General features: G+C 65.5%; 14 protein-coding genes. 7 read left to right on the top strand and 7 right to left on the bottom strand.

The features are described 5' to 3' along the window. Nucleotides 1–60 precede the first annotated feature (60 nt). From EH231_RS06115 to EH231_RS06100, 4 genes are all read left to right on the top strand, one after another. Nucleotides 61–1,089, top strand: coding sequence for an ABC transporter ATP-binding protein (locus tag EH231_RS06115; protein ID WP_234939916.1), 1,029 nt, complete (start codon nt 61–63; stop codon nt 1,087–1,089). A gap of 68 nt (nt 1,090–1,157) precedes the next feature. Further along, on the top strand, nt 1,158–2,354 hold the full coding sequence (locus EH231_RS06110; protein ID WP_090434353.1) for a polyamine ABC transporter substrate-binding protein: 1,197 nt from the start codon (nt 1,158–1,160) through the stop codon (nt 2,352–2,354). Nucleotides 2,355–2,359: 5 nt separating this feature from the next. Further along, nucleotides 2,360–3,235 (top strand): ABC transporter permease, encoded by an 876-nt coding sequence (locus EH231_RS06105; RefSeq protein ID WP_090434351.1) that lies wholly within the window; start codon nt 2,360–2,362, stop codon nt 3,233–3,235. After that, nucleotides 3,232–4,077: an ABC transporter permease gene (locus EH231_RS06100; protein ID WP_090434348.1), complete on the top strand. Its 846-nt coding sequence runs from the start codon at nt 3,232–3,234 to the stop codon at nt 4,075–4,077. Before EH231_RS06105 ends, EH231_RS06100 begins: the two co-directional genes overlap by 4 nt. Nucleotides 4,078–4,079: 2 nt before the next feature. Here the strand turns inward: EH231_RS06100 and EH231_RS06095 are convergent, their stop codons facing one another. Genes EH231_RS06095 through EH231_RS06085 form a run of 3 tightly spaced genes read right to left on the bottom strand, consistent with a single transcriptional unit; the run spans nt 4,080 to nt 5,942 of the window. Next, nucleotides 4,080–4,436, bottom strand: coding sequence for a hypothetical protein (locus EH231_RS06095; protein ID WP_090434346.1), 357 nt, complete (start codon nt 4,434–4,436; stop codon nt 4,080–4,082). Nucleotides 4,437–4,455: 19 nt separating this feature from the next. Then, nucleotides 4,456–5,289 carry an EamA family transporter gene (locus tag EH231_RS06090; RefSeq protein ID WP_124714197.1) on the bottom strand — a complete coding sequence of 278 codons (834 nt, stop codon included), beginning with the start codon at nt 5,287–5,289 and terminating at the stop codon, nt 4,456–4,458. A gap of 35 nt (nt 5,290–5,324) precedes the next feature. Next, on the bottom strand, nt 5,325–5,942 hold the full coding sequence (locus EH231_RS06085) for a TetR/AcrR family transcriptional regulator (RefSeq protein WP_090434343.1): 618 nt from the start codon (nt 5,940–5,942) through the stop codon (nt 5,325–5,327). A gap of 455 nt (nt 5,943–6,397) precedes the next feature. Between EH231_RS06085 and EH231_RS06080 the strand changes: the two genes are divergently transcribed. The 3 genes from EH231_RS06080 (at nt 6,398) to EH231_RS06070 (ending at nt 8,829) form a co-directional block, all read left to right on the top strand. Continuing rightward, the gene (locus EH231_RS06080; RefSeq protein WP_124712073.1) at nt 6,398–7,756 is read left to right on the top strand and encodes an aromatic ring-hydroxylating oxygenase subunit alpha; all 1,359 of its coding nucleotides are present in this window, start codon (nt 6,398–6,400) and stop codon (nt 7,754–7,756) included. Between the two features lie 17 nt (nt 7,757–7,773). Continuing rightward, nucleotides 7,774–8,262: a hypothetical protein gene (locus EH231_RS06075; protein WP_124712072.1), complete on the top strand. Its 489-nt coding sequence runs from the start codon at nt 7,774–7,776 to the stop codon at nt 8,260–8,262. 99 nt (nt 8,263–8,361) lie between these two features. After that, a complete protein-coding gene (locus EH231_RS06070) occupies nt 8,362–8,829 on the top strand; it encodes a GtrA family protein (protein ID WP_241177895.1) in 468 nt (155 codons plus the stop codon). Between the two features lie 27 nt (nt 8,830–8,856). On the opposite strand, the gene EH231_RS06065 is transcribed toward EH231_RS06070, so the two are convergent. The 4 genes from EH231_RS06065 to EH231_RS06050 are packed head-to-tail and all read right to left on the bottom strand — an operon-like array spanning nt 8,857 to nt 14,010. Continuing rightward, the gene (locus EH231_RS06065; RefSeq protein ID WP_090434331.1) at nt 8,857–10,074 is read right to left on the bottom strand and encodes an acyl-CoA dehydrogenase family protein; all 1,218 of its coding nucleotides are present in this window, start codon (nt 10,072–10,074) and stop codon (nt 8,857–8,859) included. Continuing rightward, nucleotides 10,071–11,441 carry an LLM class flavin-dependent oxidoreductase gene (locus EH231_RS06060; protein WP_124712070.1) on the bottom strand — a complete coding sequence of 457 codons (1,371 nt, stop codon included), beginning with the start codon at nt 11,439–11,441 and terminating at the stop codon, nt 10,071–10,073. Before EH231_RS06060 ends, EH231_RS06065 begins: the two co-directional genes overlap by 4 nt. Then, nucleotides 11,438–13,147, bottom strand: a complete 1,710-nt coding sequence (locus tag EH231_RS06055; protein ID WP_124712069.1) for a dipeptide ABC transporter ATP-binding protein — start codon at nt 13,145–13,147, stop codon at nt 11,438–11,440. The genes EH231_RS06060 and EH231_RS06055 overlap by 4 nt, the downstream gene beginning before the upstream one ends. Beyond that, complete coding sequence (locus tag EH231_RS06050; RefSeq protein WP_090434320.1) at nt 13,144–14,010, bottom strand: ABC transporter permease; 867 nt, start codon at nt 14,008–14,010, stop codon at nt 13,144–13,146. Before EH231_RS06050 ends, EH231_RS06055 begins: the two co-directional genes overlap by 4 nt.

The following is a 14,010-nucleotide window of genomic DNA, read 5'->3' as shown; positions in this document are numbered from 1 at the left end:
GGCGACTACCTAGCCGTAGCCGAGGCGGACTTCTCCATCGCATCGGGTGAGTTCTTCTCGATGCTCGGCCCCTCGGGCTGCGGGAAGACCACCACGCTGCGCATGATCGCCGGATTCGAAAGCCCGACCGAGGGTGCCATCCGGCTCGAAGGCGTCGACGTCTCCCGCGTGCCACCGCACAAGCGCAACGTCAACACGGTCTTCCAGCACTATGCGCTGTTCCCGCACATGACCGTGTGGGACAACGTGGCCTACGGGCCGCGCAGCGCGAAGAAGGAAAAGGCCGAGATCAAACGCAGCGTCGACGAGCTGCTGGAGATCGTCCGGCTCACCGACTTCGCCAAGCGCAAGCCCGGGCAGCTCTCGGGCGGCCAGCAGCAGCGGGTCGCGTTGGCCCGTGCCCTGGTCAACTACCCCAGCGCGCTGCTGCTCGATGAGCCACTGGGCGCCCTCGATCTCAAACTGCGCCACGCGATGCAGTTCGAACTCAAGCGTATTCAGCGCGAGGTCGGCATCACGTTCATCTACGTCACCCACGATCAGGAAGAGGCGCTCACGATGAGCGACCGGATCGCGGTGATGAACAACGGAAACGTTGAGCAGATCGGCAGCCCCACCGAGATCTACGATCGTCCGGCAACGGTGTTCGTCGCCAGCTTCATCGGGCAGGCCAACCTGTGGCCGGGCCGGCAGACCGGGCGAACCAACCGCGACTTCGTCGAGGTCGACGTGCTCGGCACGACGCTCAAGGCCAAGCCCGGCGACACCACCATCGAACCCGGCGGCCACGCCACCCTGATGATCCGCCCCGAGCGGGTCCGCGTCTCCATGGAGGTTCCCACCGGGGATGTGGCCACCGTGCCCGCCACCGTCAAGGACCTGACCTTCCAGGGGCCGGTGCTCCGGCTTTCCCTTGCCGCACCTGATGATTCGACGATCATCGCCCACGTCGGCCCCGAGCAGGACCTCCCCCTTCTGCGCCCGGGCGACCAGGTGCACGTGAGTTGGTCCCCGGACGCGTCACGGGTACTTCCGGCCGCGGACATACCCACCACCGAGGATCTCGAAGAGATGCTCGACGACACGTAGGCATTGGCACCAGCCGACCCACGCCCACCCTTCATCGACGAAAGCGCCCGAATTCAGAAAGGTCGCCCATGCCCGCTCAATTCGATCCCCAAGTTCTCGCCCGGCTCACCGCGAATCGCACCTCGAGGCGCCGCTTCCTGGGCGGCGGCGCGGCCGCCGCGGCCGCGCTCGCGCTGGGTCCGTCCGTGCTGGCCGCGTGCGGGTCAGGTGGCGAGGGAGGCTCAGGTGCAACATCGTCGGCCGCCCCCGACGACGGCTCACCGGCCACCGGCGAAGTCCGCATCTCGAACTGGCCGCTGTACATGGCCGAAGGATTCGTCGCAGCGTTCCAGACCGCGTCCGGTCTGACGGTGGACTACAAAGAGGATTTCAACGACAACGAACAGTGGTTCGCCAAGGTCAAGGAACCGTTGTCCCGTAAGCAGGACATCGGCGCCGATCTCGTCGTACCCACCGAGTTCATGGCGGTCCGGCTCGCAGGCCTCAAGTGGCTCAACGAGATCCGCGACTCCCGCGTCCCCAACAAGAAGAACCTGCGCGAGGACCTGCTCAACTCGAAGGCCGATCCGGGCCGCAAGTACACCGCGCCGTACATGACCGGCATGGTGGGCCTGGCCTACAACAAGGCCGCGACGGGGCGAGACATCACCAAGATCGACGATCTGTGGGATCCCGCATTCAAGGGCCGGGTCAGCCTGTTGTCCGACGTCCAGGACGGGCTCGGCATGATCATGCAGTGGCAGGGCAACTCCGTCGAGGATCCGACCACCGAATCCATCACCAAAGCGGTCGATTTCATCCGTGAACAGAAGGACAAGGGCCAGATCCGCCGGTTCACCGGAAACGACTACGCCGACGATCTGGCGGCGGGCAACATCGCTGTCGCCCAGGCATATTCGGGCGACGTGGTGCAGCTGCAGGCCGACAACCCGGACCTTCAGTTCATCGTGCCCGAGTCCGGCGGTGACTGGTTCATCGACACCATGGTGATCCCCTACACCACGCAGAACCAGAAGGGCGCCGAAGCGTGGATCGACTACGTCTACGACCGGGCGAACTACGCCAAGCTGATCGCATTCACCCAGTTCGTGCCGGTGTTGTCGGACATGACCGACGAGCTCGCCAAGATCGATCCCAAGCTGGCCGGCAACCCGCTGATCAACCCACCCGCCGACATTCTCGCCAAGCTCAAGTCGTGGCCCGCCCTCACTGACGAGCAAACCCAGGAGTTCAACAGTCTCTACGCCGCAGTGACCGGAGGCTGACGCCGATGGCGGGCGCAGCCACCAGTAACCGGCAGCGGAGCAAGATCGCTCCGTACCTGATGATCCTGCCGGCGTTGGTGTACCTGGGGATCTTCTTTGTGGTGCCGTTCTTCTCGTTGGCACGCACCTCGTTGTCGACTTCGGGCGGTTCGGTGTACCTGCCGACGCTGGAGTTCGACTGGAACTTCGGCAACTACCTGCACGCGTTCAGCGAATATCAGGACCAGATTCTGCGGACGTTCGGCTATGCACTGGTGGCGACAGTGCTGTGCGCGCTACTGGCATTCCCGCTGGCCTACGTCATCGCCTTCAAGGCGGGCCGGTACAAGAATCTGATCCTGGGCCTGGTCATCCTGCCGTTCTTCGTGACCTTCCTGATCCGCACCATCGCGTGGAAGACGATTCTGGCCGACGACGGGTTGGTGGTCAGCGCACTCGGATCGATCGGATTGCTGCCGAGCGAAGGACGGCTGCTGTCGACGAGCTGGGCCGTGATCGGGGGCCTGACCTACAACTGGATCATCTTCATGATCCTGCCGCTGTACGTGAGCCTGGAGAAGATCGATCCCCGCCTGATCGAGGCATCCAAAGACCTGTACTCGTCGAACACCCGCAGCTTCACCAAAGTCATTCTGCCGCTGTCCATGCCAGGAGTGCTGGCCGGCAGCATGCTGGTGTTCATCCCCGCGGCCGGCGATTTCATCAACGCCGATTACCTCGGCAGCACACAGACCACCATGATCGGCAACGTCATCCAGAAGCAGTTCCTGGTGGTCAAGGACTATCCGGCCGCGGCCGCACTCAGCATGGTGCTGATGGCGATCATCCTGGTCGGGGTGTTGCTCTACACGCGGGCGCTGGGCACGGAGGATCTCGTATGACGTCGACCGCGTTGGCAGACGCCACAAGCCCGGCCACCCCGAAGGTGGTCAAAGGATCACCGCGGTGGGGTGATTGGTCCCTGCGGATCGTCGCCGGTCTGGTGCTGCTGTACCTGTTCCTGCCGATCTTCGTGATCGTGTTGTTCTCGTTCAACAAGCCGGCGGGCAAGTTCAACTACACCTGGCAGGGCTTCACCCTCGACAACTGGGCACACCCGTTCAAGTACCCGGCGCTGACCGATGCGCTCAAGTTGAGCCTGAACGTCGCGGCGGTATCCACCGCGGTCGCCGTGGTGCTCGGCACGTTGGTCGCCATCGCGCTTGTGCGCCAACGGTTCCGGGGGCAGAAGGCGGTCGACACGTTCCTGGTGCTACCGCTGACCGCACCTGAGGTCGTGATGGGCGCCTCGCTGCTGACCTTGTTCCTCGACCTCGGCTGGGCGGCGGGCTACACCACGATCCTCATCGCCCACATCGCGTTCGAGGTGAGCTTCATCGCCATGACGGTGCGGGCACGGGTGCGCGGATTCGACTGGACGCTGGAGGACGCGTCGATGGATCTCGGGGCCAGCCCGACCAGAACGTTCTTCAAAGTGACTCTGCCGCTGATCGTTCCGGGCATCGTGGCCGCTGCGATGTTGTCGTTCGCCCTGTCCCTGGACGACTTCATCATCACCTACTTCGTCAGCGGTTCGACGGTCACCTATCCGCTGTACGTCAACGCGGCGGTCAAGGCCGCGGTACCCCCGCAGATCAATGTGCTGGCCACGGCGATCCTGCTGGTGAGCCTGCTACTGCTCATGTTCGGAACGCTCTACCGGCGCAAGCGTATCGACGCCTGACGTCAGGTCGCGTCGAGTCGCACCGTGACGGCCACTTTGCCGTGGCCGTCACGGTGGGCAACGGCGTGCCCCGTACGGTCGCTGCCGTCCAGGTTCAGCAAGGTGAGCTGACCGCCCCCGTCGAGGAAGTTGCGCCACCAGTTCTTGCTGTCCGGCGCCATCACGTTGATGGTCACCTCGTTGCCGTCGCGCGTCACGGAAACCGGAGTCTCGAACGTGCGACCCGACCGGCGCCCGGTGTACCGGATGACCACCACACCGTGGCCGATCCACCGGCCGAGCACCGGAACTCGGGTGAGGCCCACGGCGGCCGCATTGAACCAGCGGGAGATCGGGGAATTGAAGATTCCACGTGCCATTGGCGCCAGCGTAACCTGATCAGCCGATCTCGGCAGGGACCGGCGTCGTACGCGCCCCGGTACGCGCCGCGCCGATCCCGGCAGCCACCACGAGGCAAATGCCGATCACGGCGGCCGGGGCCGGGACCTGGTGGAGCAGAACGAAACCGACCAGCATGGCAAACGCCGGCTCCAGGGCCATCAGCGTTCCGAACGCGGCCGTGCTCAGGTACCGCAGCGCAGACATCTCGAGGGCGAACGGGATCACCGGCAGCAGGATCGCGAGCCCCACGCCGATAAGCAGCAACTGCGGCGTCAGCTGAGGAAACACCGACGGCCCGACAACCGCGGTGCCGACCAGGCCGGCGACGGGCATGGACACCGCCAGCCCCTTGATGCCGGCCACCTCGTCGCCGACCCGTTGCGTCAGCAGGATGTAGCAGGCCCAGCACAGCGCGGCACACAGCGCGTAGAGCACACCGATGAGGTCGACGTCGCCCGTCCAGGGCTCGGTGAGCAGCACCACGCCGGCCGCTGCCAGCCCGGGCCACAGCACCCGATTGCGCCCCTTCCCGTGGGCCACGGCGACCCCGAGCGGGCCGAGGAATTCCAGCGCACTGGCTGTGCCGAGCGGGATCCGGGACAGCGCCGCCATGAAGAGCATCGTCACTCCGGCCGTGACCACGCCGAGCGCGACGCAGGTCCAGAATGCGGATTTGGTGAAGGCCGACGGGCGCGGCCGCACGATCACGAGCATCAGAACGCCGGCCCACGCCAGGCGCAGCCACGCAGCACCCTCGGCTCCGATGTCATCGATCAGACCGACCGCAACCGCGAGCCCGATCTGCACGCACAGCATGGAGGCCATGGCCATCAGCGCGCCGGTGCGCGCCGGATGTCCGGTCTTGGTCACAAGTTGTTCCCCTTGGGGACAACGATATTGGCCAGAACCATCCGAAGGAACGGCCGGTAAACCGCCTGGTCATCGAGCAGGCTGTTGAGCGTCACGCCGTCGTTGGCAGCCAGAATGACCCGGGCCAGGTCCAGCGCAGGGATGCTCAGGTGGCCTCCCAACCGGGCAGCGCCTTTGGAGACGTAGTCGGCGAGGGCGCGAACCGTCTCCTCCCGCTGTGCGGCCACGCGCTCCCGCGCCTCGGGATTGCGCAGCAAGAACAGCGTGTACTCGGATCCGAGAACTGCGCGGTCGGGCCCCTCGGCGGCGACCAGGTCCCGCCACCGATCGCCGAGTTCGTCGGCGTCGAGGTCCTCGAGCCGGTGAAACGTCGCGATGACGTCGGCGAACCCGTCGAGGAATTGTTCGCGCTGCCGTTCGATGACCGCCAGGAACAACTCGGCCTTGCTCCCGAAATGGGAGTAGATGGCACCGCGCGTGTAGCCCCCGACCTCCGCGATGTCTTCGAGCGCGGCCCCGTCAAACCCCTTGCGCGCAAACACCTCCTCAGCGGCGTCCAGCAGGACGTTGCGGGTGTGCTCCAGGCGGCGTTGTTTGGTCCAGCGTTCGGCCATAGCCCCATCCTGTCAAAGGTCATTGCACTTGTGTTGTCACGGTCCGGCCAGCAGATGGGCCAATTGACCACCGCAGGTCGGTGGGGCGGAACGTCTCGATCTCTCCGACGGGGCCAGGGCGTCCACAAGCCGTCAGCGCCAGCGCCTTGAAGGCCCGCGCAGCAAAGCTGAGCCGATGGTGGGGTACGCCGTCGGGGTCCGCCCGGTCGCAGATCAGCCCGCAGCCCAGATCACCGCCTGCTCCGCACTTTCAGCCATGAGCTCCAACTGAGACCGCACCCGGAACACCCCCACGATCGCCGCGCTTTGCCCGTCTATATTCACAGATGTATAAGACATACGCCTATGTATAGTGGTGACCGCAGTCACAACCACCACTGGCGCCGACAGGGCGGGGAACAACCGGCCGTCAGCGACACCTCACCCGCCCACATATCGATCGAGGAGGTCCGCCCGTGCAGACAGCACGCCCCGGAGATTGGGTCGAGAACGCCACCCGCCTGGACGACATCGCCCCGGATGCGTATCGGATGGAGATTCCGACGAGTCGCTACGTCGCACCGGAATTTGTTGCCCAGGAGCGTGATTCGATCTGGAAGAAGGTCTGGCAGGTGGTCGGTCGGGTCGATGAGTTGACCAAGGCCGGCGACTGGAAGCAGTACCGGATCTTCGATCAGTCCTACATCATCGTGCGCGGCAAGGACGACGCGATTCGCGCGTTCGTCAATGCCTGCCGTCATCGGGGCAACGCGCTGTGCCGCGAGGCCCGCGGGAATGCCAAGCGCGGCTTCCTGTGCCAGTACCACCTGTGGTCATACGACCTGGATGGCCGCCTCAAGGGCATGTTGCGGGAGGCGCTGGCCGGTCCGATCGACAAGGACACACATGGGTTGATCGAGGTCGCGGTGGACACCTTCGCCGGGTTCATCTTCCTCAATCCGGACCCGGATGCAGCTCCGTTGGCGGACTTCATCGGCGACGAGGTGGCGACCATGCTGGCGCCGTACCACCTCGATGAGATGGTCACCGTGATGGATGTGACCGAAGCCATCGACTGCAACTGGAAGGTCGTGCTCGACGCCTTCCAGGAGGGTTACCACATCGACGGTATCCACCCCCAGCTCTTGCGGGTGATCAACATCGATCCCGCCACCAGCCGGTACCGGTTCTTCGAGCAGCACAGTGTGTCGATGGCACCGTTCGACGTCGTCGGCGCCACCCCGGAGCATCAGGTCGACGGAATCATGGACCTACCCGAGACCTTCCCCTCCACTGTCGCGGTAATCCCCCGCTTCCAGGAACTCGTCGCCGAATACCGCGGCGACGACGGGTCGCTGAATTTTCCCGAGGGGGTCACCGCCCGCACGCTGCTGCAGAAGGCGACGCGAGACACCTTGACCGCCATGGGACTTGACGTCAGCGGGCTGACCGACGCTCAGATGAGCGACAACCACGGATGGGTGTGGTTCCCGAACTTCTTCATGACCATCCGCGCCGGCGAAGCGCACATCATCATGTCGCTGCCCCATCCCGACGGAGACCCCAACCGGTGCATCTGGCACGTCGCCAGCTACATGTGGTTGCCGGACGAGGCCAAAGCCGCGTTCACAGCCTCACCGATCGTCGTCGACGAGGCCGGCAGCTACAAGTATTTCGAAGCGCTGCAACAGGATTACGAGCAGATGCCCCGACAGCAGATCGGGTTGCGCAACACTGCGCTTGAGCACATGGCCCTGGTCAAGGAAGAAGTCGTCATCGCGCACTTCCATTCGGTCATCGACAAGTACCTCGAATCGGCCGGCGTCCACTCCTGATCCATCCTGTCTCGAAAATGACTACAGAAGAGGATTTCTCGTTGAAGCATGTCAGTGAGGTCGTCGACGATTACACCGGCCGGAGCCGCGCGGCGGTGCGGTACGCGGTCACCACCCAACGGCTCGTGGACGCCGCCAAGCAACCCGGTTTCGGGGTCGAAGGCTGGGCCCCGCTGGCGGAGCTGGTCGCCATCGATGAGTTCGAACGGGTGGGCAACTTCAAAGAAGTGATGAACTGGGACCAGTACACCGGCTTTCTGACCAACTGGGCGACCACCTCGGAATGGGACGGCTTGTTCAAACGGGTCAGCGAGGTCGACGGTGTGGTGTTCCTCGAGCTCGAGGAACGCACGAAGATGGGCGATTTCGAGTCGGTGGTCAACTCGATCTCGGTGTACGAGTTCACCGCCGACGACAAGATCCGCCACATCGACGTCTACCTGCAGATGGCGTTGCCCAACATCGAGATGCTGACCAGCTACGAGGGAGTTGAGATCTCGGAGTGAGCATCGAGACCAACCGTGGCGATGTCGATACCGTCGACTACTTCACGGAGTTCGCCCGGCGCTCACGAACCTGACACCTTCCGATGCCACGGTGTCCATGTGCGAGACGAACGAAGCCGGGTATCCACCGCCGAGCGGTTCCACCGGTTGTGCGTACTGGTCGTGCACGCCCTGCCGGCGCCTCTGAATTCTCTTGTGGCCCCGACATTTCTCGGCTTTGCGGTGATCAATACCTTCACCTTCGGCGTCGACCTGGCGATCCTCACGCTCCTGCACGGCGTATTCCGGGTACCGCTACCGCTCGCGGTGACCGTCGGATACGCCGCGGCCTTCGGTCTCGCGTACTACTTGAACCGGACCCTGAACTTCCGCTCGCATGCTGCTGTCGGTCCTCAGCTGACGGTGTACGTGGCGGTCGTCGTGATCAACTACCTGGCGTTCATCCTGGGGGTATCCAGCGGGCTGGCCGCCGTGGGTGTCGAGTACCACCTGGCCCGCATCGTTGCCGGCGGCTGCGAGGCGGTCTACATGTACAGCGCGATGCGGTGGGTGGTGTTCCGCCGCTGATCCTGCCGATGCGGGAGCCCAGTCGGATCAGAAGTAGCCGCTGCCAGGCAGCCGGGTGCCACGCACGTGAAGGGCGCCGAGCGCCTGTGCCTTGTATGACGACGGGTTGTGTGAGGCCAGCGTCCGGATATTGCGCCAATGCCGATCGAGCAGATGCGACTGCCGCACCACCGATGCCCCGCCGACATCGAAGATCTGCCCCGCCGCCTTCTGCGCCAGGGCATCGACGACGATCTTGGCCGCCGCGGCCTGCGTGGACGCCTCATGGGCGAGTTCGAGGCCCGGGTCGGTCCCGCTGCTGTCGGCCGCGAACGCCACGGCCAGGGCGTCGGCGGCGGCCAGCACCGTGGCCTGCCCGGCGTATGCGGCGGCCGCGATCTCACCGATCTCGCGCTGCAGCAGCGGGTCATCGGCGGCCGTGGGGGTGGGTGCCCAGGCGAAGCTCCGGGGCCGCTGAAGTACATGCGCCACCGCGTCATTGCGGAGTGCGTGCACCACACCGACTTCCAATGCCGTCACGTACAGCTGGAAGAACGCGCCGGACAGGTACAGCGACTGCTCTTCGTCGTCGGCGTTCGGCGGCGCGAACTCCAGCACCTCGTCGGCGGATACCGCGATGTCCTCGAAGGTCGCGGTGCCGGTCCCGGTAGCGCGCTGCCCCATCCCGTCCCAGTCGTCGACCACAGTGAATCCCGGCCGGTCGGTGGGAACCAGAGCGATCACCGACGCACCCTCGGGATTGCTGGCCAGCACCTCGGCATAGTCGGCGTACAGCGTGCCGGTGGTGAAGAACTTCTTCCCGTTGAGCCGATATCCGTCACCGTCGCGGGTGAGCTTGGTCTGCCAGGTGAACCCGCCGGCCGGGGTCGAGCCCAGTTCGGTCGAGGCGTTGCCGACGATCGCGCCGGACAGTGCCAACTCGGTCACCCGGCGGCGCTGCTCGGCATCGAGCCGCAGCCGCTCCTCGACGTGGGAGAAATGCCCGCGCAGGATGTGCGCAACGTTCACGTCGGCGGTCGCCAATTCGATCACCAGGGTGAACAGTTCACGCAGACTCGCTCCCCCGCCACCGTCGGCGCTGGGCACGCGCAGCGCACCGAGACGCTCGGCGCGGATGAGCTCGATTGCGGCGAACGGCCGTTCGCCGGTGCGTTCGCGTTCCAGCGCGCCCTCGCCGATAGCCGCGATCAGCTTGGCGAGCCGCTCAGATCCGTAGGTGACGGGTTCAACAGTGATGGATGTCATCGGATTGCCTCCTGGTTGGCGTGGCGATAGTTGGCGGCGCGGTGGGTCTCGGGCAGTCGGGGTCCGCGGCCGAACAGCTTGTGGCGCAGGGTTCCTTCCTCATACGACGTCTTGTACAGCCCGCGCCGTTGCAGCTCCGGCACTACATGGTCGACGAAATCGACGAAGGACCCCGGTGTGATCACGTTGGTGAGGTTGAACCCGTCGACATCGGTTTCCTCCACCCACGCCTGCAGCTCGTCGGCCACCTGGGTCGGCGAGCCGACGGTGAACCCGCCTTCGGCGTCGATGGCTTTCGCGTCGATGAAATCCCGCAACGTCCACTGTCCCTGGCCGAACATCTCCACCGAGGACTTCAGGAACTCGTTGTCGGTGACCGCAACCGGGTCATCAAGGTCGAAACGGGACAGGTCGGTTCCGAGCCACCCGGACCACAGCGCAAGGGCACCTTCGGGATCGGTATAGCGCCGGAACTCGTCGTAGCGGGCCTGCGCGGCCTGTTCGGTGGCACCGGTCACCACCACGTGGCCGTTGACGATCTTCACGTCATAGGGATCACGTCCGGCCGCCGCGGCGCGGGCCCGGATATCGGTCACCGCCTCACGGAGTATCTCCTTGGTCGGTGCACCGATGAAGATCACCTCGGCGTTCTCGGCTCCGAACTGTCGGCCGCGGCTGGATGCGCCTGCTTGGTAGAGCACCGGGGTGCGCTGCAGCGAGGGCTCGCACAGGTGGATCCCGGGAACTCGGAAATGCTTGCCGTCATGGGCGATCGGGTGCACCTTGGCCGGGTCCGCATAGGTCGCCCGATCCGGTGCGACGCCGACGGCGTCGTCCTCCCACGAGCCCTCCCACAGCTTGTACAACACCTCGGTGTACTCGTCGGCGATGTCGTAACGATCCGCGTGCGGGGTGATGGTGTCCAGCCCGTGGTTCCGCGCGGCGCTCTCGAGGTACCCGGTGACGATGTTCCAGCCCACCCTGCCCTTGGTGAGGTGATCCAGGGTCGACATCCTCCGGGCGAATGAATACGGATGTTCGAACGATGTGGCTGCGGTGATGCCGAAGCCGAGATTCTTGGTAACGGTGGCCATTGCCGGCACCACGAGCAGTGGGTCGTTCACGGGGACCTGGGCACCCGAACGCAGCGCGGCCGCCGGACCACCCCCGTAGACGTCGTAGATGCCGAGTACATCGGCGATGAACAGTCCGTCGAACAGACCACGCTCGAGCACCTTGGCCAGGTCCAGCCAGTAGTCGATGTCCTTGTAGCGCACCGCCTGCGACTCCGGATGCCGCCATGTTCCGGCGACGATATGGGCGACGCAGTTCATGTCGAACGCATTGAGCACGATCTGGCGGGTCACGGTAAACCTCCGGCAACGGATTCGGACTCGCCAGTCGGGAGACTCGCGAGCAGCTCACGGGTGTATGGATCCTGCGGATTGTCGAAAATGGCTGCAGCCGGGCCTGACTCGACGACACAGCCATGACGCATCACCAGAACCCGGTCGGCCATGTGGTGGATGACACCGAGGTCGTGCGAGATGAACAGGTAGGACAGCTTGAGTCGGTCCTGCAGGTCGGTCAGCAGGTCGAGCACCTGAGCCTGGATGGTGACGTCGAGTGCGGACACCGGTTCGTCGCAGACGATCACGTCCGGCTCGGAAGCCAGCGCTCGGGCGATCGCGACCCTCTGACGCTGGCCGCCGGACAACAACAGTGGCCGACGGTCCAGGTGTTCCCGGTCCAGGCCGACATCACCGAGCAGCTCCTCGGTGCGACGCCGGCGGGCGTCGGCATCCGAGAACAGATCGGTTGGCAGGGCATCGTCGATGATCCGGCGCACCGTCCAACGCGGATCGAATGATCCGAGCGGGTCCTGGTAGATCACCGAGATCCGGCGGCGCCGGGGCCGCCGCTGGGCCTCGGCCGCCTCAGTCCACGGTTCGCCGGCCAACTGTACGGCGCCGTCGTCGGGATCCAACAGGGCCAGCGCCAGCCGTGCCGTGGTGGTCTTGCCCGATCCGGATTCCCCGACGATGCCAAGAGTCTCGCCGACCCCCAGGCTGAACGACACATGGTTGACGGCCACGCGGGCCACTCCGTCTGGCCCGATGAAGCGTTTCACCAAACCGTCAGCGCGCAGCAGGATTCCGTCGGCAGGCGGCGCACTGCGACGCACCGGATGTACCGGGCGCGGCGGCACACCCGACAATCGGGTGCCCTTGCGGTGCGCGGCGGGTACCGCGTCGAGCAGCGACTGGGTATAAGGATGCGATGGAGCGGTGAGCACCTCGGCCACCGGCCCTTGTTCCACCACTCGGCCGCCGCGCATCACCGCCACCCGGTCGGCCAGCCGGCTCACCACAGCCAGGTCATGGCTGATCACGATGAGGCCGGTGCCGCGCGCCTTCATCTCGGCCAGCAGGTCGAGGATCTGGGCCTGCACCGTGACATCCAGCGCGGTGGTCGGCTCATCCGCGATGAGCAGCGGTGGGTCCAGTGCGATTGCCGATGCGATCAACGCACGCTGGCGTTGACCGCCCGACAATTCGTGCGGGAGCTGGCGGGCGCGCAGTTGAGGCTCCGGAACCCCTACGGCGGTGAGCAATTCGATCACCCGGGCAGCGCGTCGAGCGCGGTTGCCGAAGCGATGCAGCCGCAACGTTTCGGCGATCTCCCCGCCGACGCTGCGCAGCGGGTCCAGGGACACCAGGGCGTCCTGCAACACGAACCCGACCTGCTTGCCGCGCACGGCTCGCCAGTCCCGGTCGCGGTATCCCAGTACCGATTCGCCCGCGACCTCAAGGCGGTTCGCCCTCACCCGCGCTGGGGAATTCGGGCCTGTACCGGTCAGACCCAGCAGAGTGCGCGCGGTGACGCTCTTGCCCGACCCGGATTCTCCGACGATGGCCAGGCACTCCCCTGCGTCGACATGCAGGGATACGCCGTGCACCACCCTGCGGCGATGGTCTCCGGTGCCGAAGCTGACCTCGAGATCTGAGATGTCGACCAACCGGACCGGCGCCCGATCGGTCCGCGCAACCAGATCCGGTAATACCTCGGTCATGTCAGCCGTCCTTCCAGCCGTTGCTGCAGATAGCGGCCGACGACGGTGACCGCCAGGGTGCAGCCGACAATCGCCAGTCCCGGAAACACTTCCAACCACCAGGCGGTGGAAACGAAGTCGCGCCCGGCGTTGAGCATGGCGCCCCACTCCGGCGCCGGCGGCGCGACGCCGAGCCCGAGAAAGCTCAGCGAAGACGCCCACACGATCGACTGGCCGACCCCCATCGTGCCGAGCACCACCAGGGGCCGCATCGCGTTCGGGAAGATGTGGCGGGTGACGATGCGATGCGGTGGATGACCGAGAGCGATTGCTGCACTGACGTATCCGGAATCTTTGACGGCCAACACCTGCCCCCGGATCATCCGCGCATAGCCGGCGGCCGAGCCGATCGCCACCGCCACGATCTGAGTCGCCGCGCCCGGGCCGAGCATTGCGATGAACAGCAACGCGACCAGCATGCCCGGCAGCGCCAGCACGACCTCCAGGAACCGGCTGATCGCACCATCGGTGAACCGTCCGCCCAGCCCCGAAGCGAGGCCGAACACGATGGCGACGCTCAGCGCCAGTGCGGTCGCCCCCACGCCGATCGCGAGTGAACTCTGGGCGCCGTAGACAACGCGGGTGTAGATGTCACGCCCGGAGGCGTCGGTGCCGAACCAGTGCTCCCATGACGGAACCTGCAGCGGCGCTTCGATATCGGTGTCGTACGGCGACTCATCGGTGAACAGCGACGGCACGGCGGCCCAGGCCAGCATCAATCCGAGGTAGAGACCGGCGACCCACACTCCGGGGCGAAGCCGCCTGCCGCCCCGGTCGCCCAAGCCCGATCCGGCTGTGAGCCCATCGGCGATACGCACCGCCAT

The sequence above is a fragment of the Mycolicibacterium nivoides genome (assembly GCF_003855255.1).
Taxonomy (GTDB): Bacteria; Actinomycetota; Actinomycetes; order Mycobacteriales; family Mycobacteriaceae; genus Mycobacterium; species Mycobacterium nivoides.
Note: the sequence above shows the minus strand (reverse complement) of the source record. Positions and strands in the feature narration are given on the sequence as shown.

What these genes read in the sequence shown, in the direction of transcription:
- EH231_RS06115 (WP_234939916.1), top strand. Translation starts at nt 61, where the DNA reads ATGCTCGGCCCCTCGGGCTGCGGGAAGACCACCACGCTGCGCATGATC.
- EH231_RS06110 (WP_090434353.1), top strand. Translation starts at nt 1,158, where the DNA reads ATGCCCGCTCAATTCGATCCCCAAGTTCTCGCCCGGCTCACCGCGAAT.
- EH231_RS06105 (WP_090434351.1), top strand. Translation starts at nt 2,360, where the DNA reads ATGGCGGGCGCAGCCACCAGTAACCGGCAGCGGAGCAAGATCGCTCCG.
- EH231_RS06100 (WP_090434348.1), top strand. Translation starts at nt 3,232, where the DNA reads ATGACGTCGACCGCGTTGGCAGACGCCACAAGCCCGGCCACCCCGAAG.
- EH231_RS06095 (WP_090434346.1), bottom strand. Translation starts at nt 4,436, where the DNA reads ATGGCACGTGGAATCTTCAATTCCCCGATCTCCCGCTGGTTCAATGCG.
- EH231_RS06090 (WP_124714197.1), bottom strand. Translation starts at nt 5,289, where the DNA reads ATGGCCATGGCCTCCATGCTGTGCGTGCAGATCGGGCTCGCGGTTGCG.
- EH231_RS06085 (WP_090434343.1), bottom strand. Translation starts at nt 5,942, where the DNA reads ATGGCCGAACGCTGGACCAAACAACGCCGCCTGGAGCACACCCGCAAC.
- EH231_RS06075 (WP_124712072.1), top strand. Translation starts at nt 7,774, where the DNA reads ATGACTACAGAAGAGGATTTCTCGTTGAAGCATGTCAGTGAGGTCGTC.
- EH231_RS06065 (WP_090434331.1), bottom strand. Translation starts at nt 10,074, where the DNA reads ATGACATCCATCACTGTTGAACCCGTCACCTACGGATCTGAGCGGCTC.
- EH231_RS06055 (WP_124712069.1), bottom strand. Translation starts at nt 13,147, where the DNA reads ATGACCGAGGTATTACCGGATCTGGTTGCGCGGACCGATCGGGCGCCG.
- EH231_RS06050 (WP_090434320.1), bottom strand. Translation starts at nt 14,010, where the DNA reads ATGGCGGTGCGTATCGCCGATGGGCTCACAGCCGGATCGGGCTTGGGC.